The organism is Bradyrhizobium sp. 2TAF36, from assembly GCF_052114925.1.
In the GTDB taxonomy this organism is placed as follows: Bacteria; Pseudomonadota; Alphaproteobacteria; order Rhizobiales; family Xanthobacteraceae; genus Bradyrhizobium; species Bradyrhizobium barranii.
Window position 1 is genome coordinate 20069 of record NZ_JBFRFR010000030.1, and the last position, 22810, is coordinate 42878.

At 64.0% G+C, this 22810-nt stretch carries 22 protein-coding genes; 6 read left to right on the forward strand and 16 right to left on the reverse strand.

All coding sequences use genetic code 11. The annotated features are described in order from the left end of the window. The first annotated feature begins 50 nt into the window (after positions 1–50). Positions 51–947, forward strand: a complete 897-nt coding sequence (locus AB4Z51_RS18295) for a methylated-DNA--[protein]-cysteine S-methyltransferase (protein WP_135213995.1) — start codon at positions 51–53, stop codon at positions 945–947. 40 nt (positions 948–987) lie between these two features. Here the strand turns inward: AB4Z51_RS18295 and AB4Z51_RS18300 are convergent, their stop codons facing one another. The 14 genes from AB4Z51_RS18300 to dnaK form a co-directional block, all read right to left on the reverse strand. After that, entirely contained in the window at positions 988–1437 is a 450-nt protein-coding gene (locus AB4Z51_RS18300) for a hypothetical protein (protein WP_135213994.1), read from the reverse strand. Between the two features lie 3 nt (positions 1438–1440). Next, a complete protein-coding gene (locus AB4Z51_RS18305; RefSeq protein WP_014490847.1) occupies positions 1441–2064 on the reverse strand; it encodes a 2,3-bisphosphoglycerate-dependent phosphoglycerate mutase in 624 nt (207 codons plus the stop codon). Positions 2065–2170: 106 nt separating this feature from the next. Further along, positions 2171–2986, reverse strand: a complete 816-nt coding sequence (gene dapB, locus AB4Z51_RS18310) for a 4-hydroxy-tetrahydrodipicolinate reductase (protein WP_135213993.1) — start codon at positions 2984–2986, stop codon at positions 2171–2173. A gap of 103 nt (positions 2987–3089) precedes the next feature. Continuing rightward, positions 3090–4088 carry a M23 family metallopeptidase gene (locus tag AB4Z51_RS18315; RefSeq protein WP_166061620.1) on the reverse strand — a complete coding sequence of 333 codons (999 nt, stop codon included), beginning with the start codon at positions 4086–4088 and terminating at the stop codon, positions 3090–3092. 29 nt (positions 4089–4117) lie between these two features. Beyond that, on the reverse strand, positions 4118–5200 hold the full coding sequence (locus AB4Z51_RS18320) for a helix-turn-helix transcriptional regulator (RefSeq protein WP_224580537.1): 1083 nt from the start codon (positions 5198–5200) through the stop codon (positions 4118–4120). 178 nt (positions 5201–5378) lie between these two features. After that, complete coding sequence (locus AB4Z51_RS18325; protein WP_135213991.1) at positions 5379–6740, reverse strand: HlyD family type I secretion periplasmic adaptor subunit; 1362 nt, start codon at positions 6738–6740, stop codon at positions 5379–5381. Further along, a complete protein-coding gene (locus AB4Z51_RS18330) occupies positions 6737–8452 on the reverse strand; it encodes a type I secretion system permease/ATPase (protein ID WP_244623066.1) in 1716 nt (571 codons plus the stop codon). Before AB4Z51_RS18330 ends, AB4Z51_RS18325 begins: the two co-directional genes overlap by 4 nt. A gap of 122 nt (positions 8453–8574) precedes the next feature. Next, positions 8575–9876 carry a calcium-binding protein gene (locus tag AB4Z51_RS18335; protein WP_175617958.1) on the reverse strand — a complete coding sequence of 434 codons (1302 nt, stop codon included), beginning with the start codon at positions 9874–9876 and terminating at the stop codon, positions 8575–8577. Between the two features lie 409 nt (positions 9877–10285). Further along, entirely contained in the window at positions 10286–10588 is a 303-nt protein-coding gene (locus tag AB4Z51_RS18340; RefSeq protein ID WP_063980243.1) for a DUF1330 domain-containing protein, read from the reverse strand. A 73-nt stretch (positions 10589–10661) separates the two neighbouring features. After that, on the reverse strand, positions 10662–11375 hold the full coding sequence (gene pyrF / locus AB4Z51_RS18345; RefSeq protein ID WP_135213988.1) for an orotidine-5'-phosphate decarboxylase: 714 nt from the start codon (positions 11373–11375) through the stop codon (positions 10662–10664). A gap of 6 nt (positions 11376–11381) precedes the next feature. Beyond that, positions 11382–11960 (reverse strand): NADPH-dependent FMN reductase, encoded by a 579-nt coding sequence (locus AB4Z51_RS18350; protein ID WP_441497756.1) that lies wholly within the window; start codon positions 11958–11960, stop codon positions 11382–11384. Positions 11961–12017: 57 nt separating this feature from the next. Further along, positions 12018–12617 carry a class I SAM-dependent methyltransferase gene (locus AB4Z51_RS18355; protein ID WP_028148799.1) on the reverse strand — a complete coding sequence of 200 codons (600 nt, stop codon included), beginning with the start codon at positions 12615–12617 and terminating at the stop codon, positions 12018–12020. Between the two features lie 88 nt (positions 12618–12705). Beyond that, positions 12706–13833, reverse strand: coding sequence for a molecular chaperone DnaJ (gene dnaJ / locus AB4Z51_RS18360; RefSeq protein ID WP_063980245.1), 1128 nt, complete (start codon positions 13831–13833; stop codon positions 12706–12708). 245 nt (positions 13834–14078) lie between these two features. Then, entirely contained in the window at positions 14079–15980 is a 1902-nt protein-coding gene (gene dnaK, locus AB4Z51_RS18365) for a molecular chaperone DnaK (RefSeq protein WP_028148797.1), read from the reverse strand. Positions 15981–16375: 395 nt separating this feature from the next. Between dnaK and AB4Z51_RS18370 the strand changes: the two genes are divergently transcribed. Next, complete coding sequence (locus tag AB4Z51_RS18370; protein WP_166347182.1) at positions 16376–17317, forward strand: hypothetical protein; 942 nt, start codon at positions 16376–16378, stop codon at positions 17315–17317. 113 nt (positions 17318–17430) lie between these two features. After that, positions 17431–18153 (forward strand): bifunctional nicotinamidase/pyrazinamidase, encoded by a 723-nt coding sequence (pncA, locus tag AB4Z51_RS18375; RefSeq protein ID WP_441497757.1) that lies wholly within the window; start codon positions 17431–17433, stop codon positions 18151–18153. Between the two features lie 152 nt (positions 18154–18305). Here pncA and grpE read toward each other — a convergent pair whose 3' ends face one another. Together grpE and hrcA are read right to left on the reverse strand one after the other, a co-directional pair. After that, positions 18306–18911, reverse strand: a complete 606-nt coding sequence (gene grpE, locus AB4Z51_RS18380) for a nucleotide exchange factor GrpE (protein ID WP_063980247.1) — start codon at positions 18909–18911, stop codon at positions 18306–18308. Between the two features lie 96 nt (positions 18912–19007). Beyond that, positions 19008–20096 carry a heat-inducible transcriptional repressor HrcA gene (hrcA, locus tag AB4Z51_RS18385; protein ID WP_063980248.1) on the reverse strand — a complete coding sequence of 363 codons (1089 nt, stop codon included), beginning with the start codon at positions 20094–20096 and terminating at the stop codon, positions 19008–19010. Between the two features lie 168 nt (positions 20097–20264). On the opposite strand from hrcA, the gene rph reads away from it, so the two are divergent. The 3 genes from rph to hemW are packed head-to-tail and all read left to right on the forward strand — an operon-like array spanning position 20265 to position 22766. Further along, complete coding sequence (gene rph, locus AB4Z51_RS18390) at positions 20265–20978, forward strand: ribonuclease PH (protein WP_014490830.1); 714 nt, start codon at positions 20265–20267, stop codon at positions 20976–20978. Between the two features lie 11 nt (positions 20979–20989). Continuing rightward, the gene (gene rdgB, locus AB4Z51_RS18395) at positions 20990–21625 is read left to right on the forward strand and encodes an RdgB/HAM1 family non-canonical purine NTP pyrophosphatase (protein WP_135213985.1); all 636 of its coding nucleotides are present in this window, start codon (positions 20990–20992) and stop codon (positions 21623–21625) included. Beyond that, a complete protein-coding gene (hemW, locus tag AB4Z51_RS18400; protein WP_135213984.1) occupies positions 21612–22766 on the forward strand; it encodes a radical SAM family heme chaperone HemW in 1155 nt (384 codons plus the stop codon). Before rdgB ends, hemW begins: the two co-directional genes overlap by 14 nt. The last annotated feature ends 44 nt before the right edge of the window (positions 22767–22810 follow it).

Sequence of the window (22810 nt, forward strand, 5' to 3'; positions counted from 1 at the left end):
GATCGGAAATCGGGTGGTTTCGGCCCGGCGCCACGCCTACATTTCCAGTCATGATGACACTCGCCATAAATGACCAGCGCCTGGCCAAGCCGGGCTCCCAGAACGCCGCGTTGCGCGATTACGACTCCGTGCGCCGGGCGATCGCATTCATCTCGGAGAACTGGCGCACCCAGCCGGCCATCGAAGCGATGGCGGATGCGGCGGGCGTCACGCCGGATGAGCTGCACCATCTGTTCCGCCGCTGGGCCTCGATCACGCCGAAGGCGTTCATGCAGGCGCTGACGCTCGATCACGCCAAGGGACTGTTGCGGGACTCCGCGAGCATTCTCGATGCCGCGCTCGACTCAGGTCTTTCAGGACCGGGCCGGCTGCACGATCTCTTCGTCACCCATGAAGCGATGTCGCCCGGCGAATGGAAGAACGGCGGCGCGGGCCTGACGCTGCGCTACGGCTTCCATCCCTCGCCCTTTGGCACGGCGATCGTGATCGCCACCGACCGCGGCCTGTCAGGCCTTGCGTTCGCCGATCCCGGTGATGAGAAGGTCGCGCTCGCCGACATGACGCGGCGATGGCGCAACGCAACTTACGTCGAGGATCACGAAGGCACCGCACCGCTCGCACAGCGCATCTTCGACACCAAGCTGTGGCGGCCGGACCAGCCGCTGCGCGTGGTGATGATCGGCACCGATTTCGAGGTACGGGTGTGGGAGACGCTGCTGAAGATCCCGATGGGTCGCGCGGTGTCCTATTCCGACATCGCCTGCAACATCAACAGCCCGAAGGCCTCACGCGCCGTCGGCGCTGCGGTCGGCAAGAACCCGGTCTCGTTCGTCGTGCCCTGCCATCGCGCGCTCGGCAAGAGCGGCACGCTCACCGGCTATCACTGGGGCATCACCCGCAAGCAGGCGATGCTGGGCTGGGAGGCCGGGCAGCTGGGGATGCAGTGAGCTCTACGCGAGATGTGCAGAAGCTGAGCTACAGCAGCATTCAAGAAATGCCGTAATCTGCCAAGCGCTTCTTTGCGGCTTCCACCGTCTCTGAAGAAAATTCGCTTGAGTACTTGATAACTAGTGCCTCTGCGGACAGCTCCTTGGCCATTCCAAACTCGACCAACTTCAAGAAGCCCGTCGAGGGTGTGGGCTTCATTGCCAAGTCGGCCAACGTTTGCCTTACGCCAACTCTGCCTAGTTTCTGACGAGTCCTGCTCAGACGCTTTGTCGTGCCGCTTTCTTCCGACAAGGCTTCTTCCAAGGCTCGCATCACGACCGCAAACTCAGATTCCAGTGGATCGTCAATATTGCGCCCTTCAATTCGGCAAAGCTGGCGAAACGCTGCATGATAAACATCATCGCGCTTTAGGCGCTTAGCGTTCGCCATCCAATTGCGCAGCTTTTTTTTATCCCATTCGTTTGACAGGTCAGGAAGCTGCGCATTCATGGACTACCCCGCCAGATCCAGCTTTGAGGCCACCGTCGAATCCGCGTTGAGCCGGTAGATGATCGGCACACCGGTCGCGAGCTCGCGCTTCAAAATGCCTTCGGGCGAGAGCTTCTCCAGCACCATGATCAGCGCGCGCAGCGAATTGCCGTGGGCGGCGACCAGCGTGCGCTTGCCGTTGAGCACGCCGGGCAGGATCTCCTGCACGTAATAGGGCAACGCGCGCGCCAGCGTATCCTTCAGGCTTTCGCCGCCGGGCGGCGGCACGTCGTAGGAGCGGCGCCAGATCAGCACCTGGTCCTCGCCCCATTTCTTGCGGGCGTCGTCCTTGTTGAGGCCGGAGAGATCGCCATAGTCGCGCTCGTTCAGCGCGAGGTCTTTGGAGGTCGGCAGGCCCTTCTGGTCGAGCTCGCCGAGAATGAGATCGAGCGTGTGCTGCGCGCGCGTCAAGACCGAGGTGTAGGCGACGTCGAACACGAGGCCCTGTGCCTTCAGCTTGCGGCCGGCTTCCGTGGCTTCCTTCACGCCGAGCTCGGTGAGATCAGGATCCTTCCAGCCCGTGAACAGGTTCTTCAGATTCCACTCGCTCTGACCGTGGCGCACGAGCACGAGGAGACGTTCGCTCATTGACTGCTTTCCATTCAGGTTATTGTTGAGGAATGATCTTGGCGGAAAGCCGCTTCACATCTTGCGCTAACGCGGCCCTTCGGGTCCGGTTCATGCTCCGGCTCGCTCAGATGTCTGCGAGACCGAGCACGTCGGCCATGGAGTAGTGCCCCGGCTTCTTGCCATGCGCCCACAGCGCCGCCTTGAGCGCGCCGTGTGCGAACAGCATGCGGTCTTCGGCGAGATGCGACAGCGTCAGGCGTTCGAACGGACCGAGGAAGATCACGCTGTGCTCGCCGGCGACGGTGCCGCCGCGCAAGGAGGCAAAGCCGATGTCGCCCGGCTTGCGCGCGCCGGTGATGCCGTCGCGGCCGCGATCCGAATGCTCATCGAGCGAGATGCCGCGGCCGGCGGCAGCGGCCTGGCCCAGCATCAGCGCAGTGCCCGAGGGCGCATCGATCTTCATGCGGTGGTGGGTTTCCACGACCTCGATGTCGAAGCTCTCGTCGAGTGCCTTGGCGACGCGCTTGACCACCGCGGCGAGCAGATTGACGCCCAGGCTCATATTGCCCGACTGCACCACGACCGCACGGTTGGTGACGCTCTTGATCACGGCGTTGTCGGAGGCCGACAGTCCGGTGGTGCCGATGACGTGCACGATGCCGCGCTCGGCCGCGATCGCGACGTTGGCGATGGTCGCGGCCGGCACGGTGAAATCCAGGATGCCGTCGGCATCTTTCGACATCGCCCAGAGGTCGGCCGAGAGTTTGACGCCGTTGGCCGGCAGGCCCGCGAGTACGCCGGCATCCTTGCCGAGCAGCTCCGAGCCGGGCGCCTCCAGGGCTCCCGCCAGCACCGCGCCTTCGGTGTCGGCAATCGCTCGTGCCAGCGCCCGGCCCATCCGGCCGCCTGCCCCAGCAACAATCAAACGCATATCGGACATGGTTCACCCTCTCCACGCCCTATAGCGGGAGCGGGCCGTTCCGGCAACCGATCAGGCCTTCAAAAGGCCCGTGGCGCGGGTCTCCCCAAGCACAGATGCAACGCTAGAGCATGAGCTCCAGGTCTTTCCTGAGCACGATCTGACCATCGCGCTCGACAACATAAGTGGCCTTGTAGGAGCCGCGTTCCCAACCCCCGGGAGGTCGCTTCTTCCCCGCAAAGAGCATGAATTGCGCCTTGTTGGCCTGAAGTGGTGCAGACCGATTTTCCGCGATGACGTTCTCGAGGGGATCCTTGATGACCAGCCATTGCGCATCGCCCGCCTTCAGCCCGATGGCCCGCACGAACGCGACGATCGCCATCGAACCGGCGGACGGCTTTTGGCTCTCGGCACTGCCGTCCTCGATGAGTTCCATCGTGACCGGCCCCGTCGTAAAGCCCGCATTGAGGATGGCTCGTTCCTGGTACTCGAGTTTCGGGCGGAGGGCAGCAAGCCAGAGCGATTGACCGCCCTCGCAAGACTCGGGGCGAACACCATACGCAAAGGGATCGACCACCGCGCCATTGTGCCTCACGGTGAAATGCAGGTGAGGATACTCCGTGAGGCCGGAGAGCCCGACACGGCCGATCGGCTGTCCGAGGTCGACCTTGTCTCCAGGCTTGACCAACACACTGCCGGCGGCGAGGTGGCAGTACTGGGTTTCCCACTGCTCCGGATGTTCGATGACGATGCCATTGCCACATTCGGCCTCGCGCACCGCTTCGCGTCCCGATTTTGTGAAAGCGCCGTCCGGCGCGTCATTGCGTGTACGAAGAACGCGACCGCCTGCCGCCGCGCGCACGTCCACGCCGGCCTTTTGCGCTGCCAGTGAGGGCAAACGAAAATCGGTGCCGTTGTGGTCGTCATAAGTCAGCGTGCCGCACTTGTAATCTCGCGCCGACCGCGACGGATCGAGATCCGTGTAATTCTGGATGTAGCAGGTGCGGCCAGGCTCGCAGGCAATCGGCAGCGCCAATTGAATGCTCTGGGCATGTGCAGGGAAGCCGGCCCCGGCCAATGCCAAGGCAGCGAACGCCCGGTAGAGAAAACCTGCGCAGCTCATGCGCCTCGACATCGCGGAGAACCCCGTACTCAGTCAGGCGAATGCTTGCCAGCCGTCCGCAATCTCATCGGACCCTCTTCGTCCAATCGACCCTCGGAGGCCGGCCGGCTCACCCAGTTCTCGCGCCTGCCGGCGCCAAAAGGCGACTGGGTGAGATGATACAGAAGAAAGAACTCCGACTGCCGATTGATCCCCAGTTTGAGCATGATCCTCTTGGTGTAGGTTCGCACCGTTGCCTCGGTCAGCCCAAGCTCGGCTCCAATATCGCGAGGGCACTGGAATTGAAGAATCCGGGCGACGATTCTTTCCTCAGCCCAATTCAAGCCGAAGGCAGATGCGATGCAGTGCGCGCCCTGCACGTCATCGAATTGCGGCACGACGATGAGGGCCTGTCCCAGCTTGTCATGCGTTGGAACAGCGCCGATCTTGGCGAAGGCGAATTGCTGACGATCCGTCGAAAGCGGTACCGTAGTGTTGAACCATCCATGAGTCCCGCTCTCGATGAGCACTTTCCCGATTGCCCCCCGCAAGCTCTCGGTCACGGAAGCGCATGAGCCAGCAAGCCTGCCTCCTTCCATCCTGAGCAGCTCGCGCTTGGCAAGCAGCACGCGTCCACCACGATTGACTGCGTAAATGTGCAGGCCCTGGTCCACGACGATGGCGGGAAAGGTCAGCTCTTCGAGCCAGAGTTGCGCATCGACCTGCCCCGGCGCTTGCCGGGCAAGTGAATGAGCAGCCTTCCATAACGGGCGCACGGTATGCGCCAAGCCCGGAATCTCCGATGCCGCAAGCGCGGCCGGTCGCCATCCAGCCACGAACACGACCGTGGTTCGCTCATCGGAAGCAAACCTGCCAATGACTGAATGACTCTTTACCGGGGGTTCCGCGCCGATCAACTTGCGGACGAAGGAGGTCCGGGAATTGATCGGCTCGAGCGAGGCGACGTCCTCGGCTGTACCCTTGCGCGCAAATCGCTCAACCATCGCCGCGCATGACGGATCGGCAGGAGCATCTCCGATCCTGGCTTCTTCCAGCCCGGAGGCGGATAGCATGGCTACGTAGCAGCTCCGGCAGCCGAGCAATTCCGCCATGGCCTTCGCGAAATATTCCATTGCGGCCTGTTGCGGGCGTGGCTCCGGACAAGACCCAGACGGACCGCATCTGTCATTGCCTTGCTTCGAGGCGCGCTCGACGCAATCGGAACGAAAATCATCCTGTGCGGAAGGTAGTGCCTTACTGCACTCATGCACGGTCGCCTCCCTCATAGGCCGGCCCACCCCTTACCAGCGCTTAATTCTCCCTGAACGCACGGTTGATCCGTAACGTCATCGGCTGCAAAAGATATTCCGCAAAGGTTCGTTCCCCCGTCTCGACAAATATCTCGACAGGCATTCCAGGCATCAATGTGGAGATGTAGGAGGCCGTCGGCGCGTTGGGGTCGAGCTCAACCTCGGCCAAATAGGAGCTGTCGCCGGAATGGGTGTCGGTCAGTGCGTCTGCCGCAACGCCGACCACCCTTCCCTCGAGCATCGGCCGGCGGCGAATGTTCAGCGCGTGAACCCGCACACGCGCCATCTGTCCGACATAAACCTCTTCCCGATCGGCAGGCTTCAATGTCGCCTCGATGACAAGCCGATCTTGCATCGGAACGATTTCCAAAAGGGTTTCCCGAGGTCCAAGCACGGCATTGAGGTCCCTGCTGTTGAGGCCAACGATTCTTCCACTTTCCGGGGCACGCAATTCAGACCGGACAAGCTGGGCACGCAACGCGGCAATTCGATGTCTGAGGTCGCCGATCTCCTCGCTCGTCGCATGCCGCTGCTTGGCGATATCCTGATTTTGGTTGAACCCCAGTTGCCGGCGTCTGTCCTGCAACTCCGCGATCTTGCCCTGCATCTCCGAGATTGACGCGGCATTGCGATCGACCTGTCCGGTGGCCTCGGCTTCGGCGCGTTGCAAGGCCAGCAAACGTGGTTTCCGGGCGAGGCCCTTTGCGAGGAGATAACTCGTGTCGGCGATTTCTTCCCGCAACAGCTTGAGTTGCTGTTCAAGCCCTTGGGTGTTGCTCTGCAGGCCGCGGATGGTGTCCGCGTTTTGCAGCATCTGCTGATCGATCACCTTGCGCTCGTTCTCAATCGCGGCCAGTCGCGCAGCAAATTCGGCCTCCTGGGTTTGAATGGCGATACGTGCGGAGAGACGCGCCGCACTTTCCCGCAATTCGTCCGGAAACCGGATTGACTTCGCACCGTCCTGCTCCGCCGACAGCCGGGCCTCCATCGCCAGATCAGCAAAGAACTTGGTTTCGAGGGAACCAAGGCTCCCTTCGATCTGCGCGGTGTCGAGCCGTGCAATGAGTTGACCGGCTTCGACGTGATCGTTCTCCCGGACATAGATCGATTTGATGATTCCGCCTTCCAGATGTTGCACAGCCTTGCGCTTCGAATGGACCTTGATGAATCCCGGGGCCACGACAGCGCCGCGGAGCGGAACCGTGGTTGCCCACAAGCCGAAGCCGCAAAATTGCAGGACGAGCAATACACAGCCCCATGCGATGATCCGTCGCATGTCGGATCGCGGTTGCTCCGTCGGCCAGGTCTTCGACGGACCGGCAACAGGCGCGGACATCGCGGGGGCATGACCGGTCTGCGTCATGGAATGACCCTCCTGCCTGGCAACCTCTGAGGTTCGACATTGCGCGGGAGCCCTGGCGAACCCGGTACCGGTGCCGGCCGCTGGGCGCGAAGAACATCATATGGCGGTCCGAAGGCGACCTGGTTGCCGTCCCTCAGCAGCAACACGGCATCGGCGATGGTCAACAGCCGCGGCCGGTGAGTGACGATCACCGACGCCGCGCCGCGCGCTTTGGCCGATTGAATGGCGGAGCACAACGCTTCTTCGCCGTCCGGGTCGAGATTGGCATTGGGCTCATCCAGCAGGATCAATTTGCGATCGCCGAAGAAGGCGCGTGCAAGACCAATGCGTTGACGCTGGCCGCCGGATAGCCTGCAGCCGTCGCGGCCGATCTCGGTCTGGTAGCCGGCCGGAAGGGACAGGATCATCTCATGCGCCTGCGCGAGCATGGCCGCGGCGACGATGGCCTCGTCCCGTGCGTATTCATCAAACCCGGCAATGGCTTCGGCCACCGTTCCTTCCAGGAGCTGCACGTCCTGGGGGAGGTAGCCGACGAATTGCCCAAGCTGGTCGGGATCCCAGGTATGGAGTGCTGCGTGGTCCAACCGGATCGTACCGCTGGTCGGCCGATCGAGGCCTGCCATCAAGCGCAGCAATGTGGATTTTCCGGCGCCGGTCGGCCCGATCACGACGACAAGCTCGGACGGCCGGCATTGAAAGGATATGCCCGCGAGAATGGGACGCTGCGTCCCGCCAATCCGGAATGTCACCCGTTCGACCTTGAGCATGCCGGCTGGCGGCGGAAGCAACGTCTTCCGCGGACGCGCAAGCACCGGCATCGCGGCGTTGCAGACCTGCGTCCACGCGTCCTGCGCAGATGCCAACGCGCGCCAGGCCGAGACCAATCCTTCCATGGGCTGCAATGTGCGCGCTATCAGGATCGAGCTCGCGATCAGACTGCCGGACAGCACCTCGTTCTGGAGCACGAGCCAGGCACCGGCGCCGATCGCGGCAATCTGCAGGATGGTCCTGACCATTCGCGCGGCGGCGCTAATCGTGTAGATGCGTTCGCTGGCCCGCACCACCGGAGACAGGGCTTCGTCATTGAGGCTCATGAACGCGCGGATGGCGCCCCGGGTCCAGCCCATCGCCCGCACCACGCTGGAGTGCCGGACGATTCCATCGAGCAACGCCTGCGTCTTCAACGCGGCCTGCGAAGCCTGCGCAATTTCCCCGCGCGCGATCCAGTGGCTTGCAACACCCATCGCCAGCAGGACCCCCACCCCGATCAGGGCTATGACGCCATACCAGGGGTGCAGGAAGAACAGGATGAGAATAAACACCGGGAGGAACGGAGCATCGATCAGCGATGTGACCGTTCCGCTCGACAGGAAAGTTCTCAACTCGCGAAGCTTGACGAGATCGTGCTGCCGGCCGTCGCCGGGCGCCGCACCGGTGATGCTGCCTTCAAGGATGATCGGAGCGAGGCAGTGCTCGAACCCGACCGCGAACCGGCTCAACAGGCGGTTACGAAACGTGTCGAAGGCGGCGCTGAAGGCGAGAGCGCCGACGGCGATGACGGTGAGGCCGACAAGCGTCTCGACGCTTCCGCTGCTGAGCACGCGGTCGAACACTTCGATGGAATAGAAAGGTACGACCAGCAGCAGCAGGTTTACGGACACGCTGAAACAGACGATCCACACCAAGGCGAATCGTCCCGGAATCAAGGCCACCAGCAATCTCTGACCAGATGCTGGGATCACACCACGGTTACGCGAATACATAACTTGCCGGCACTGTCACTGACTGAAATGAGGGCGGGGCAGCCTGACAGCCGCCCCGCTACTAGTCGGCGCTAGACAACGTCAACGGCCGTATAACCGGCGGCAGTGTTGATTTCGGCGATCGACTCGAACGGTGTCGCGCCGCCCGTGATGCCATCGAGCTGGATGGCGCCGAAGCCGAAATCCAGCACGGTGTTGGTGCCGTCGTCGTCCACTATCACTGTCGCCGGGTCAAAGCCTGGCGGAGCGTCGACAACAACGGCATCGCCATCGGCAAAGCTGAGATCGGTGACTTCATCGTTGCCGAAGTTCGTAGCTGTGTTGTCGCCGAAATTGTGCGTATCGGTACCAGCACCGCCCGTCAGCACATCATCGCCGAGTCCACCGTTGAGGACGTCGGCGCCATTGCCGCCGGACAACTCGTCATCGCCGTTACCGCCGTTCAGGGTGTCATTGCCGGCGCCGCCCGACAGGATGTCAGCCCCAGCCCCGCCGTTCAGGACATCGGTGCCGTCGCCGCCATCGAGCGTGTCATCTCCGGCGTCGCCGTCGAGCGTGTCGTTGCCGGTTCCGCCGCTCATTTCGTCATCACCGGCGCCGCCGCTCATGGCATCGTTGCCCGCGCCGCCGGCCATCTCGTCGTCTCCGGCATCGCCGAACATCGTATCGTTACCGGCGCCGCCGTCCATGATGTCGTCGCCCGCGTCGCCGTGCATGGTGTCGTTGCCATCGCCACCGTTGAGCGTATCGGCGCCCAAACCGCCGTTCAGGATGTCGTCACCGGTACCGCCGTTCAGCAGGTCATTGCCAAGTCCGCCGTTCAGCGTGTCGTTGCCGGCATCGCCATTCAGAGTGTCATCTCCGAATCCACCGTTGAGTAGGTCGTTACCGTCGCCGCCATTCAAGACGTCATTGCCGGCGTCGCCGCTCAACGTATCGTCGCCGGCGTCGCCCCACAGGGTGTCGGCACCCGCGCCGCCATGAATGTCATCATTGCCGTCGCCGCCGTGGATGCCGTCGTCGCCGGCGTCACCAAAGAGCTGATCAGCGCCGGTTCCGCCATCGATGGTGTCGTTGCCTTGGTCGCCGTGGATGATGTCGGCGCCGGCATTTCCGTTCAGCGTGTCGTCGCCCGCGCCGCCGTTGATCGTGTCGTCGCCGGCGCCACCGGTGATCGTATCGATACCGGCATTTCCATCAAGGATGTCGTTGCCGGCACCACCATCGATGGAATCATTGCCCGCGCCGCCGCTTACGTCATCATTGCCGTCCAGGCCAGTAATGGTGTCGTTGCCTTGAAGGCCAAAGATCTGATCGTCTACATTCGTGCCAGGCAACACATCGTCGCCTGCTGTTCCGATGATCAGTGCCATGATCTTCACTCCCTTTGCATGGAAATGCGCGATGCGGGTCGCCTTGCGGCCCGTCACGGACGTCGCAGATTTCGGGTTGGCTTGATGCCCATCACCGATCGATGTGGGCTCCGATCAAGCAACCTTGGATGAAAGGAGAGCGATCCAGCAATCCCCATTTGGGGACAAAAGAATACGGCAAGCTGGTGGACCCAATGACGGCCACGGTCTTCGTCTCAGGCGCGAACGGCACTCACGCGTTCAAGCGAGTGAGTCCGTCAAGGCGATGCAAGGTGATGTCGGCGTGAGTGCGAGCGGAGATGTCTGCGACGCTCTCTCGATCGCGTACGATGATCGTACGCGCGTGCTGTCCGCGAGAGCCGGATGATGCTCGCGTCAATCCAGGATCGGCTCTCGCGGCAATTCGTCTTCAGGGCTGCGGGCCGTCATAGCCCTCGATGATGATGAGGTCGGCGATGGAGTGCGGCTGGCGCACCTTGATGTTGGCTTGGTATTCCGGCGAGTTGTAGCAGGCGATCGCGGTCTCGTAGTCGGGAAATTCAATCACGACGTTGCGCGAGCGGCTGGCGCCTTCGACGGTGGTGAACTTGCCGGCGCGAACGACGAAGCGGCCACCCCATTTCTTGAAGATCGGACCGTTGGCGACGGCATAGGGCTTGTAGCCCTCGTCGCTGCTCACATCCACGCGCCCGATCCAGTAGCCCTTTGCCATTGTTCTTCTCCCTGCTTGTTGATCTCTATCTAAGCATCATCCGACCGGAAAACCGCTGCGCGGTTTTTCCGAATCATGCGCCGAGCGCCTGCGCGATCTCGGCCTGGATGGCTTCAGCGATCGCCTTGGGGTCGGCGGCTTCCACCACCGGCCGTCCGACGACGAGATAATCGGCGCCCGCGGCAATTGCGCGACCCGGCGTCATGATGCGTTTCTGGTCGCCAGTCGCAGAACCCGCCGGCCGGATGCCGGGGGTGACGAGATGCATCTGGTGGCCGACGATCTTGCGCAAGGCGACGACCTCCTCGGGCGAGGACACCAGCCCGTCGACGCCGAGCACCTGCGCCTGCTGTGCGCGCGCTTCGACCAGCTCGGAGACGCTGAGCCGATAGCCGGCCGCGTGCAGATCGTCGTCGTTGTAGGACGTCAGCACCGTGACGGCGAGAATCTTCAGGCTCGCGCTACCGCGGCCTTCGACCGCGCCCTTCATGGTCTGCGGATAGGCGTGCACGGTGACGAAGGTTGCACCCAGCCTGGCCACGCTCTCCACACCACGCGTGACGGTGTTGCCGATGTCGTGCATCTTGAGATCGGCGAACACCTTCTTGCCCTTGTCGGCGAGCTTGCCGATCAGCGGCAGGCCGCCGGCATAAGCGAGCTGATAACCGATCTTGTAGAAGGTGACGCTGTCGCCGAGCCTTGCGATCATCGCCTCCGCGGCGTCAACGCTGGGCAGGTCGAGCGCTACGATCAGGCGGTCCTTCGGGGCGATCTCGGCTGGCGTCATGTCACCTCACATCATGCGTTGGGAAATGTCGATCAATTGCCGCACCAGCTCCTTCAACGCGGCGATGTCGCCCTCGTTCTTCAGCCTGTCCATATCGTCATAGGCCTGGTCGGCAAAGGCGAGCGTGAGCTGGCTGGCAATCACATTGGCGTGGCAGGAGGTCAGGATCAGCCGCAGCGCCTGGAGCGCACGGGCCGCACCGAGCCGGCTCTGCGAGGCGCCGGCGAGCGCGAAGGCGCGGTTGCGAAACACGTCGCCGCGCGTCTCGTGCAGCTCATGTACGCGGCTGATCCAGTCGATCGCGTTCTTGAGCAGCGGCGGCACCGAGGCGTTATATTCGGGCGAAACGATCAGCACGCCATGATGCGCGACGATCATGCGCTTGAGATTGATCGCGTGCTTGGGCGCGCCCGACTTGGCCTGGAGATCGCCGTCATAGATCGGCAGCGGAAAATCGGCGAGCGAGATGCGGGTGACGTCGACGCCGGCCTGGGCGAATTCATAGGCGGCGACCGCCGCCAGCTTCGCATTGTGCGAGCCGGTGCGCAGCGAGCCGGGAATGACCAGGATTTTGGGTGCGGACATCCACTTCCATGCGTTCGGCGAAACGAGTCCGCCGCGCAAAAGGGAATGCCGACGGAATTAGTCCTTGCGATACACCCAGACGCGGGCCGGCGGAAGGTTCATCCAGATCCGTTCCGAGGCCTCTGTGGACACGCCGGGCAGCGATTTCGGGATCGGCGGCACCACCGCATAGGTGAACTGCACGAAGGGCGCGCCCGGGGTCAGCGCCGCGAAGGCGTCGCGGACCAGCCGGAGCCGCGTCAGCATCGGTTTTGTCACGAGCGGAAGGCCGGAGACGACGGCGGAGGCCGGCGCGCTGAGCACGTTCCAGAGCGTGTCGCGCAGGCGATAAGCATCGCCCTGCACCACCTTGGCTTGCGGATAGCGGTCGCGCAGCAAGGCGCAGAAGCCGGGATTGTATTCGACGAGGACGAGGCGCTTCTGGTCGACGCCCCGCTCGACCAGGGCCGAGGTGATGGCGCCGGTGCCGGGCCCGAGCTCGACCACGGGTGCGTCTGAATTGACGTCGACGTAATGCGCCATGGTCCGGGCGAGCAGCTTGCCCGAAGGCATCACTGCACCCATGTGCAGCGGCTTTTCGATCCACGACCTTAGAAAGCGCACCTCGTCGTCGAGACGGGGCTTCTTCAACGCACGCGCGGACGATGGCAATGGCATGTCGGGACCGGACGGGACCGCGGGACCGCGGCGTGTCAGAAAATGGTCATAAACAGGTATAGGCCGAAGGCGATACGGTCAAGACGAGTCAGGTTGCCCGATTACTGAATAGATCCTTGACCTTGGCGAAGAAGCCGACCGATTCCGGCTGGGTATTGCCGGAGGAGAGCTTTTCGAATTCCGCCAGCAATTCCTGCTGCTTCTTGGTGAGATTCTGCGGGGTCTCGACGGCAACCTGGACGTACATGTCGCCCATCTGGCGCGAGCGCAGCACCGGCATGCCTTTTGATGCAATGCGGAATCGGCGGCCCGACTGGGTTCCGGCCGGCACCTTCACCTTGGTTTTGCCGCTGTCGATGGTCGGCACCTCGAATTCGCCGCCGAGGGCGGCCGTCACCATCGAGATCGGCACCCGGCAGTGCAAATCGGCGCCGTCGCGCTGGAAGAGCTGGTGCTGGGCCAGCGACAGGAAGATGTAGAGGTCGCCGGGCGGGCCGCCGCGAACCCCGGCCTCGCCCTCGCCGGCGAGCCTGATCCGGGTGCCGTCCTCGACCCCCGGGGGAATGTTGACCGACAGCGTCCGCTCGCGGGTGACCCGGCCCTGGCCGGAGCAGGACGGGCAGGCATCCTCGATCATCTGGCCGCGGCCCTGGCAGCTCGGACAGGTGCGCTCCAGCGTGAAGAAGCCCTGCGACTGCCGCACACGGCCGGCGCCGCCGCAGCTCGAGCAGGTCTTCGGCTTGGTGCCGGCCTTGGCGCCGATGCCCGAGCAGGCCTCGCAGGTGACCGAGACTGGAATCTCGATCTGCGCGGTTTTGCCGCCAAAGGCTTCCTCGAGCGTGATTTCCATGTTGTAGCGCAGATCGGCGCCACGCTCGCGGCCGCCGCGACCGCGCTGCCCGGCCATGCCGAACAGGTCTTCGAAGATGTCGGAGAAGGAGGAGGCGAAGCCCGCGCCGAAACCGGCACCGCCGCCGCCCTGCTCGAAGGCCGCGTGGCCGAAGCGGTCATAGGCCGCGCGCTTGTCCTTGTCCTTGAGGACCTCGTAGGCCTCGTTGATTTCCTTGAACTTGACTTCGCTGGTGTCGTCCCCGGGATTGCGGTCCGGGTGGAATTTCATCGCAAGCTTGCGGAAGGACGATTTCAGGACGGAATCGTCGGCAGTGCGTTCGACTTCGAGCGTTTCGTAATAGCAGCGCTTGGTGGACGTGGACATGTTGAACTCGGTCTATCCAATCGCGATTCAAGTCGGAGCGGAACAACGTCGCCAGGAGACGATATAGGCAGCCCTTTGCTTCGCGGCAGAGGGCGGCACGGCGACGTTCATCATAACGGCTGGGAATTGATCGATCGTAACGGGGACACGCCCCGCCGAGCCCGACACGACGGCCTCCCCCGTGAGGGGGGAGGCCGGTAGCGCGTGTGGGGTCCAAGCCGTCCGCATCATCACCCTCTTGGGGATCAGGCGGACTTCTTGTTGTTCTTGTCGTCGTCGACTTCGGTGAATTCCGCGTCGACGACGTCGTCCTTGGCCGCATCCTTCTTGGCGTCGGCCTCGGCCTGCTGCTTGTACATGGCCTCGCCGAGCTTCATCGAAGCCTGGGCCAGCGTCTGGGTCTTGGCCTTGATCGCCTCGGCATCGTCGCCCTTCAGCGCTTCCTTGAGGTCGCTGACGGCATCCTCGATGGCGCGGCGCTCGGGCTCTGCGACCTTCGAACCGTGCTCGGCCAGAGCCTTCTCGGTGGAGTGCACCAAGCCATCCGCCTCGTTCTTGGCGGTGACGGCCTCGCGGCGCTTCTTGTCCGCCTCGGCGTTGGCCTCGGCGTCCTTGACCATCTTCTCGATGTCGGCTTCCGACAGGCCGCCGGAGGCCTGGATGCGGATCTGCTGCTCCTTGGCCGTGGCCTTGTCCTTGGCCGAGACGTTGACGATGCCGTTGGCGTCGATGTCGAAGGTCACCTCGATCTGCGGCATGCCGCGCGGAGCCGGCGGAATGCCCATCAGATCGAACTGGCCGAGCATCTTGTTGTCGGCCGCCATTTCACGCTCGCCCTGGAAGACGCGGATGGTGACCGCGTTCTGGTTGTCCTCGGCGGTCGAGAACACCTGGCTCTTCTTGGTCGGGATCGTGGTGTTGCGGTCGATGATGCGGGTGAACACGCCGCCCAGCGTCTCGATGCCCAGCGACAGCGGGGTCACGTCGAGCAGCAGCACGTCCTTGACGTCGCCCTGGAGCACGCCGGCCTGGATCGCGGCACCGATCGCCACGACTTCGTCCGGGTTGACGCCCTTGTGCGGCTCCTTGCCGAACAGCTGCTTCACGACTTCCTGGACCTTCGGCATGCGCGACATGCCGCCGACCAGAACGACTTCGCCGATCTCACCGGCGGTGACGCCGGCGTCCTTCAGCGCCTTGCGGCAGGGCTCGACCGTCTTCTGGACGAGGTCGTCGACCAGCGCCTCGAACTTGGCGCGGGTGAGCTTCATCGTCAGATGCTTGGGGCCGGTCTGGTCCGCGGTGATGAAGGGCAGGTTGATCTCGGTCTGCGTCGTCGACGACAGCTCGATCTTGGCCTTTTCAGCGGCTTCCTTCAGGCGCTGCAACGCGAGCTTGTCGTTGCGCAGGTTGATGCCCTGCTCCTTCTGGAACTCGTCGGCCAGATAACCCACGAGGCGCATGTCGAAGTCTTCGCCGCCGAGGAAGGTGTCGCCGTTGGTCGACTTCACCTCGAACACGCCGTCGCCGATTTCGAGAATGGAGATATCGAACGTGCCGCCGCCAAGATCGTACACGGCGATCGTGCCGGTCTTGGTCTTGTCCAGACCATAGGCGAGCGCGGCCGCGGTCGGCTCGTTGATGATGCGCAGCACTTCAAGGCCCGCGATCTTGCCGGCGTCCTTGGTCGCCTGGCGCTGGGCGTCGTTGAAGTAAGCGGGAACGGTGATGACGGCCTGGTCGACCTTCTGGCCGAGATGGGCTTCCGCGGTCTCCTTCATCTTCTGCAGGATGAACGCAGACACCTGCGACGGCGAGTAGGTCTGGCCGTCGGCCTCGACCCAGGCGTCGCCGTTGGAAGCCTTCACGATCTTGTACGGAACGAGCTTCTTGTCCTTCTCGACCATCGGGTCGTCGTAGCGGCGGCCGATGAGGCGCTTCACTGCGAAGAACGTACGCTCGGGATTGGTAACTGCCTGGCGCTTGGCAGGCTGGCCGACGAGGCGCTCACCGTCGTCCGTCACGGCGACGATCGAAGGCGTCGTGCGCATGCCTTCGGAATTCTCGATGACTTTGGCGTTCTTGCCATCCATCACGGCGACGCACGAATTCGTGGTGCCGAGGTCGATCCCAATGACCTTTCCCATGGTCCTGATATCCTTGTTTTTGCGGCAGGTTGGCTGGGCCCAAGAGGCACCCGCTCCAAACCCCCTAAGATCAAACATCCGCGATATTGCGATGGTTGACGCTCATATAGGAGGGGGGGAGGGGCCCGCAAGGACCGAACGCAAGTTTCGGCCATGAAAACATTGGGTTTTGGAAGATCATATCCGGGCTCAACCGCCCTTGCGGGTGAGGAATTATTAACAGGTTCAGGCGTCAGCCGGCCACCGCCACCGTGATCTGCCCCGCCCTGTTACCGGCGGGCCAAACCCGTTAAAAGGCGGGCGGCCGGACCGCCGCCATCAAGGCGGCTTTGCGCGACAAAGCGGCCCAACGGCCGACCATCGAACGGCCTCAATGTGAACCAATCAGAGTGCCCATGAAGCTCATTCGCCCCCTCGCCGCGCTCGCCGTCCTCGTCGCCACAGCGCTTCCGGCCCTTGCGGCGGATGCCGTTTTCCCGCCCGGCTTGCGCCTCGGCATGGTGCCGCTGGTCGGCCTGAGCACGGCCAAGACGTTTCCGGGCTTCGAGAGCGAGGACGGCAGCGTCAAGGTGCTGATCACCGAGCTGCCGCCGGCGGCCTATGGCGAGGTCGTGAGCGCCTTCAATTCCAATCCAGCCGGCACCGCCGGCGTCAAGCAGGACAAGCTCGAGACCCCCGCGGGTCTTGCCTATTTCACCACGGAAAGCGGCAAGGCCGGCGAGACGCCGGTGAAGCGCTACTCGATGATCGTGCCGGGCGCCGGCTTCTCCGGCTATGTCGCGGTGCAGATCCCGGAGAACGCGACCAAGATCTACACCGACGAGGCGGTGCGGCAGATGTTTGCGAGCGCCGTCACCCGCAAGCAGGTCTCGGCCGAAGAGCAGATCGGGCTGATGCCGTTCAAGATCACCGATCTCGCCGATTTCAAGGACATCCGCACCCTGGCGCCGGGCTCCAGCATCATCCTGGCCGACGGCAATGAGAGCTCGGGCTATGAATCCAAGCCGTTCATGATCCTCGGCCTGATCGGCGCCACCCCGCAGCAGGCCGACGATCGCGCCCGCTTTGCCCAGGAGGCCGCGTTGCAGATTCCCGGCGTGCGCGAATCCCGCGTCACCATGTCGGAGCCGATCCGCATCAACGGCCAGCAGGGTTTCGAGACCCGGATCGACGGCGTCAGCGGCAAGGACAAGACGCCCGTGACCGTGGTCCAGTGGATCCGCTTCTCGAGCGGCGGCGCCTCGCTGCGCATCATCGCCAGCGCCCCGCGCGACCAGTGGTCGGCCGCCTTCACCCGCTTCCGCGCCGTGCGCGACGGCATCCAGCCCAAGGGTTAGTCTCAAGGGTTAGCCCAAGCGCTGGACAGAACCGGCTGCATTTTCGGGCTTCTGTTCGTATACGAACGGAACTAGGCTTCCTTCCATTGGATCATCCTGGAGGGAGGCGAACGATGCTTGATCGACGACAAATCCTCGCGGCGCTTGGGACAAGCGCTCTCGTAGCCCTTGCTCCAACCGCGCTCCTTGCGGCCGCATCGATCAAGCCGGACGATGCCTCCGCGCTGCTCGTGATCGACGTGCAAAACTGCTTCCTGCCCGGCGGCAGCCTCGCCGTGAAGGAAGGCGAGCAGGTAGTTCCCGTCATCAACAAGATGGCGAAGGCCTTTGCGAACGTGGTGATGACCCAGGACTGGCACACGCCAGGTCACATCTCGTTTGCGTCGGTGCACTCCGGCAAGAAGCCGTTCGAGACCGTCGATCTCCCTTACGGCAAGCAGGTGCTGTGGCCCGATCATTGCGTGCAGGGCACCGATGGCGCTGCGCTGTCGAAGGATCTCGCGATCCCGCATGCCGAGCTCATCATCCGCAAGGGTTTTCGCAAGGACGTCGACAGCTATTCGGCCTTCCTGGAGGCCGACGGCAAGACCTCGACGGGCCTCGCCGGTTACCTGAAGGGCCGCAAGATCAAGCGCGTCTTCGTCGCCGGCCTCGCGACAGACTTCTGCGTCGCCTGGACCGCGCTCGATGCGCGCAAGGCGGGCTTCGAGGTCTATGTGGTGGAGGACGCCTGCCGCGGCATCGACACGCAGGGTTCGCTCGCAAAAGCCTGGGCCGACATGGCCAAGGCCGGCGTGAAGCGGATTCAGTCCGCGGATATCGCGGTGAGCGCGTAAGCGGCGCGAAAAGCTGCCAAACCCTCATCCTGAGGAGCGTGCTCCTTAGCACGCGTCTCGAAGGATGAAGGCCGAGCTGCAACAGCCGGGCCTGCATGGTTCGAGACGGCGCTGACGCGCCTCCTCACCATGAGAATCGACCAGTGCGCCGCTCAGTTCACTTCGTTGCTGTTCGCAGCCGGCGCAGCCTTGGTGCCGCCCTTGGCGACACCGACCAGCGCCGGGCGCAGCACGCGCTCGCCGATGGTGTAGCCGGCCTGCATGACCTGCACGACGGTGCCCGCAGGCACCGACGCATCCGGCACCTCGTACATCGCCTGCTGGAAGTTCGGGTCGAACTTCTGGCCCTGCGGATCGAACTTCTTCACGCCGTGCTTTTCCAGCGCGTTGAGCAGCGAGCGCTCGGTGAGCTCGACGCCCTCGATCAGCGAGGTCAGGCCCGGATCGGCCGCGGCACGGGCCTCGGCCGGAACGGCATCGAGCGCACGCTGGAGATTGTCGGCGATGTCGAGCACGTCACGGGCAAAGCCGGTGATGCCGTAGAGGCGGGCATCGGCGACCTCCTTGGTGGTGCGCTTGCGCAGATTTTCCATCTCTGCCAGCGTCCGCAGCATGCGGTCGCGCGCCTCGGCGGCTTCCTTCTGCAACAGCTCGACCGAGCCGGGCTCCGGATCGTCGGGCATGATGTAGGGTTTTGACACCACCGGCTCGTCGGTCGGTGGGGTCGTGTCGTCGGGCTGCCGGTCTCGATCGGTCATCGGCTCTCTTCTCGAACTCGTCTCAAGGGATTGTTGGCCCGGATATCGTGCCTATGCTCACGAAAATCAAGCGCCCGTGATCGGAGGAAACGCCGATCAGCCCCCCAGGAGGCGGCTGACGATGCGCGCGGCGTAGTCCACGGTCGGGATCACGCGGGCATAATTCAGCCGCGTCGGCCCGATCACGCCCAAAACGCCGACGATGTGGCCGGCGGCATCCCGATACGGCGAGATGATCGTGGAGGAGCCCGACAAGGAAAACAGTTTGTTCTCCGAACCGATGAAGATCCGCACGCCCTCGGCGGTCTCGGCGCGCCCCAGAAGGTCGATCACGCCGCGCTTGGTCTCGAGATCGTCGAACAGCAGGCGAACGCGCTCGAGATCCTCCAACGCGTGCAGATCTTCGAGCAGGTTGGCGTGACCGCGGACGATCAGCTGGCGGTCCTCGTTCTCGCCGCCGGACCAGCTCGCAATCCCCGCCGAAATCACCTTCTGCGTCAGCTGATCGAGCTCGGCGCGGGCTTCGCCGAGCGCGGTTTCGAGCTCGAGCCGCGCCTCGGCCAGCGTGCGGCCGCGGATCCGCGCGTTGAGGAAATTACCGGCTTCCGTGAGCGCCGAGGAGGGAACTCCCGGCGGCAGCGACAGCACGCGGTTTTCGACCTGACCGTCCTCGCCGACCAGGATCACCAGCGCTTTCTCGGGTTCCAGCCGGACGAATTCGATGTGTTTCAGCCGCGCATTGGATTTCGGGGTCAGCACGACCGCTGCGGCGCGGGTGAGACCGGACAGCCGCGTCAGCGCCTCCGACAGCGCCGCCTCGACCGATTGGGCGTGACCCACCGACGTCAACTGGCTCTGGATCGACTGCCGCTCGGCGTCATTGAGGTCGCCGACCTGCATCAGGGCGTCGACGAAGAAGCGCAGGCCCAGTTCCGTCGGCAAGCGGCCGGCAGAGGTGTGGGGCGCATAGATCAGGCCGAGCTGTTCCAGGTCGGCCATGACGTTGCGGACCGAGGCCGGCGACAGCGGCATCGCGATCAGCCGCGAAATATTGCGCGAGCCGACCGGCTCGCCGGTCGCGAGATAGCTTTCGACAATTTGACGAAAGATGTCGCGGGAACGCTCGTTGAGCTGGGCGAGGCCTGCGCGCGGCGCGATCAGATGGATCGGATCGTGATGGGCCACGGACGGTAACTCCTCTCAGACGCTTATAATTTGTCCATCCCGGAGGGTTCTGACAAGCGTGGCGTTTGCGGGGTGGAAAACCCGGGGTGAAAAAGCCTTGCCGCCCACCCTCACCCCACCTACAAGCACCGCGAATAGCCCTTTTCCGAGAGTTTTGGAGGATTTCCCATGCGGCCAAGCCGCCGTGCGCCCGACGAATTGCGCCCCGTGACGCTGGAGCGCGGCGTGGTCAAATATGCGGAAGGCTCCTGCCTGGTGAAATTCGGCGACACCCATGTGCTGGTCACCGCCACGCTGGAAGACCGCCTGCCGCCGTGGCTGAAGGGCCAGGGCCGCGGCTGGGTCACSGCCGARTACGGCATGCTGCCCCGCGCGACCTCCGAACGCACCCGCCGCGAGGCCTCCGCCGGCAAGCAAAGCGGCCGCACCGTCGAGATTCAGCGCCTGATCGGCCGCTCGCTTCGCACCATCGTCGATCTCGAAGCGCTCGGTGAGCGCCAGATCACGGTTGATTGCGACGTGCTCCAGGCCGACGGTGGCACGCGCACGGCCTCGATCACCGGTGCCTGGGTCGCGCTCGCCGATTGCATCAACTGGATGAAGGCGCGCAACATGATCAAGGCCAAGGTGCTGCGCGACAACGTCGCCGCGATCTCCTGCGGCATCTACAACGGCACGCCCGTGCTCGACCTCGACTATGCCGAGGATTCGGAAGCCCAGACCGACGCCAATTTCGTTCTGACCGGCGATGGCCGCATCATCGAGGTGCAGGGCACCGCGGAACGCGAACCGTTCACACAGGACGAATTCCTCGCGCTGATGGCGCTGGCCCAGAAGGGTATCGCGCGGCTCGTGGACTTGCAGAAACTGGCCGTCGCGTAGTCAATAGGCCCATGCACCGCCGAATCACCGGAAAGCTCGTCATCGCGACCCACAATCCCGGCAAGCTCGCCGAGATGAAGGAGTTGCTCGCGCCTTGCGGCATCGAGGCGGTGTCGGCCGGTGAGCTCGGCCTGCCCGAGCCCGACGAGACCGGCAACGATTTCCGCAGCAATGCCGCGATCAAGGCGATCGCGGCGGCGCAGGCGACCAAGCTTCCCGCCTTCGCCGACGATTCCGGCATCGTGGTCGACGCGCTCGACGGCGCGCCGGGCATCTACAGCGCGCGCTGGGCCGGTCCAGCCAAGGATTTTGCCGCCGCGATGGCGCAGATCGAGCGGCTGTTGCAGGAGCGCGGCGCCACCACGCCCGACAAGCGCACCGCTCATTTCGTTTCCGCGCTCTGCGTCGCCTGGCCCGACGATCATCTCGAAGAGGTCGAGGCGCGCGTCGACGGCACCTTGGTCTGGCCGCCGCGCGGCACCGCCGGCTTCGGTTATGATCCGATGTTCCTGCCCAATGGCCACGATCGCACGTTCGGCGAGATGACCAGCATCGAGAAGCACGGCCTGCCGCCGCTTGGCCTCGGCCTGTCGCATCGCGCCCGCGCCTTCGTGAAACTGGCGGAGATCTGCCTTGAGCCGCGCTAAGCAAGCTTTCGGCGTCTATGTGCACTGGCCGTTCTGCCTGTCGAAGTGCCCCTATTGCGACTTCAACAGCCACGTCCGCCACGCCGCGATCGACGAGGCGCGCTTCGCTTCAGCTTTCGCGCGTGAAATCGAAACGACCGCACAGCGTGCGCCCGGGCGTGAAGTCACCTCGATCTTCCTCGGCGGCGGCACGCCTTCACTGATGCAGCCCGCGACCGTCGGCGCGGTGCTCGATGCCATCGGCAAGCACTGGCACGTCGCCAGCGATGTCGAGGTCACGCTCGAGGCAAACCCGACCAGCGTCGAAGCCACGCGCTTTGCCGGCTATCGCGCCGCCGGCGTCAACCGCGTCTCGCTCGGCGTGCAGGCTCTCGACGATGCCTCGCTGAAAGCGCTGGGCCGCATGCACAGCGCCCGCGAGGCGCTCGATGCCGTCGCGATCGCGCGCCGCTCGTTCGACCGTTATTCGTTCGACCTGATCTACGCCCGCCCCGACCAGACGCCGGCGATGTGGGCCGACGAGCTGCGCCTCGCGATCGACGAAGCGGCCGAGCATCTGTCGCTCTATCAATTGACGATCGAGGAAGGCACGCCGTTCTTCGGCCTGCACCAGGCCGGCAAATTGAAGACGCCGGACGAAGCGGTCGCGCGCGCGCTCTACGACGTGACGCAGGAGACCTGCGACAAGCTCGGCCTGCCCGCCTACGAGATTTCAAATCACGCGCGGCGCGGCGCCGAGTGCCGGCACAATCTGGTGTACTGGCGCGGCGATGAATATGCCGGTATCGGCCCCGGTGCCCATGGCCGCCTCGACATCGACGGGATCAGGCACGCCACCGCCACCGAGAAGCGCCCCGAAGCCTGGCTGATGCGGGTCGAGACCAACGGCCACGGCAACGTCACCGACGATCTCCTCAACAGCGAGGAGCGCGCCGACGAATTCTTGCTGATGGGATTGCGTCTCGCCGAAGGCATCGACCCCGAGCGCTACAGCGCGCTGTCCGGCCGCCCGCTCGATCCCAAGCGCATCGCGCTGTTGCGCGAGGAGGGTGCGATCATCGTGGATGCGACGGGGCGCCTGCGCGTGACCAGCAGCGGCTTCCCAGTGCTGGACGCCGTGGTCGCGGATCTCGCCGCGTAGCGAGCCGCCGTAGGGTGGGCAAAGCGGAAGCGTGCCCACCATTT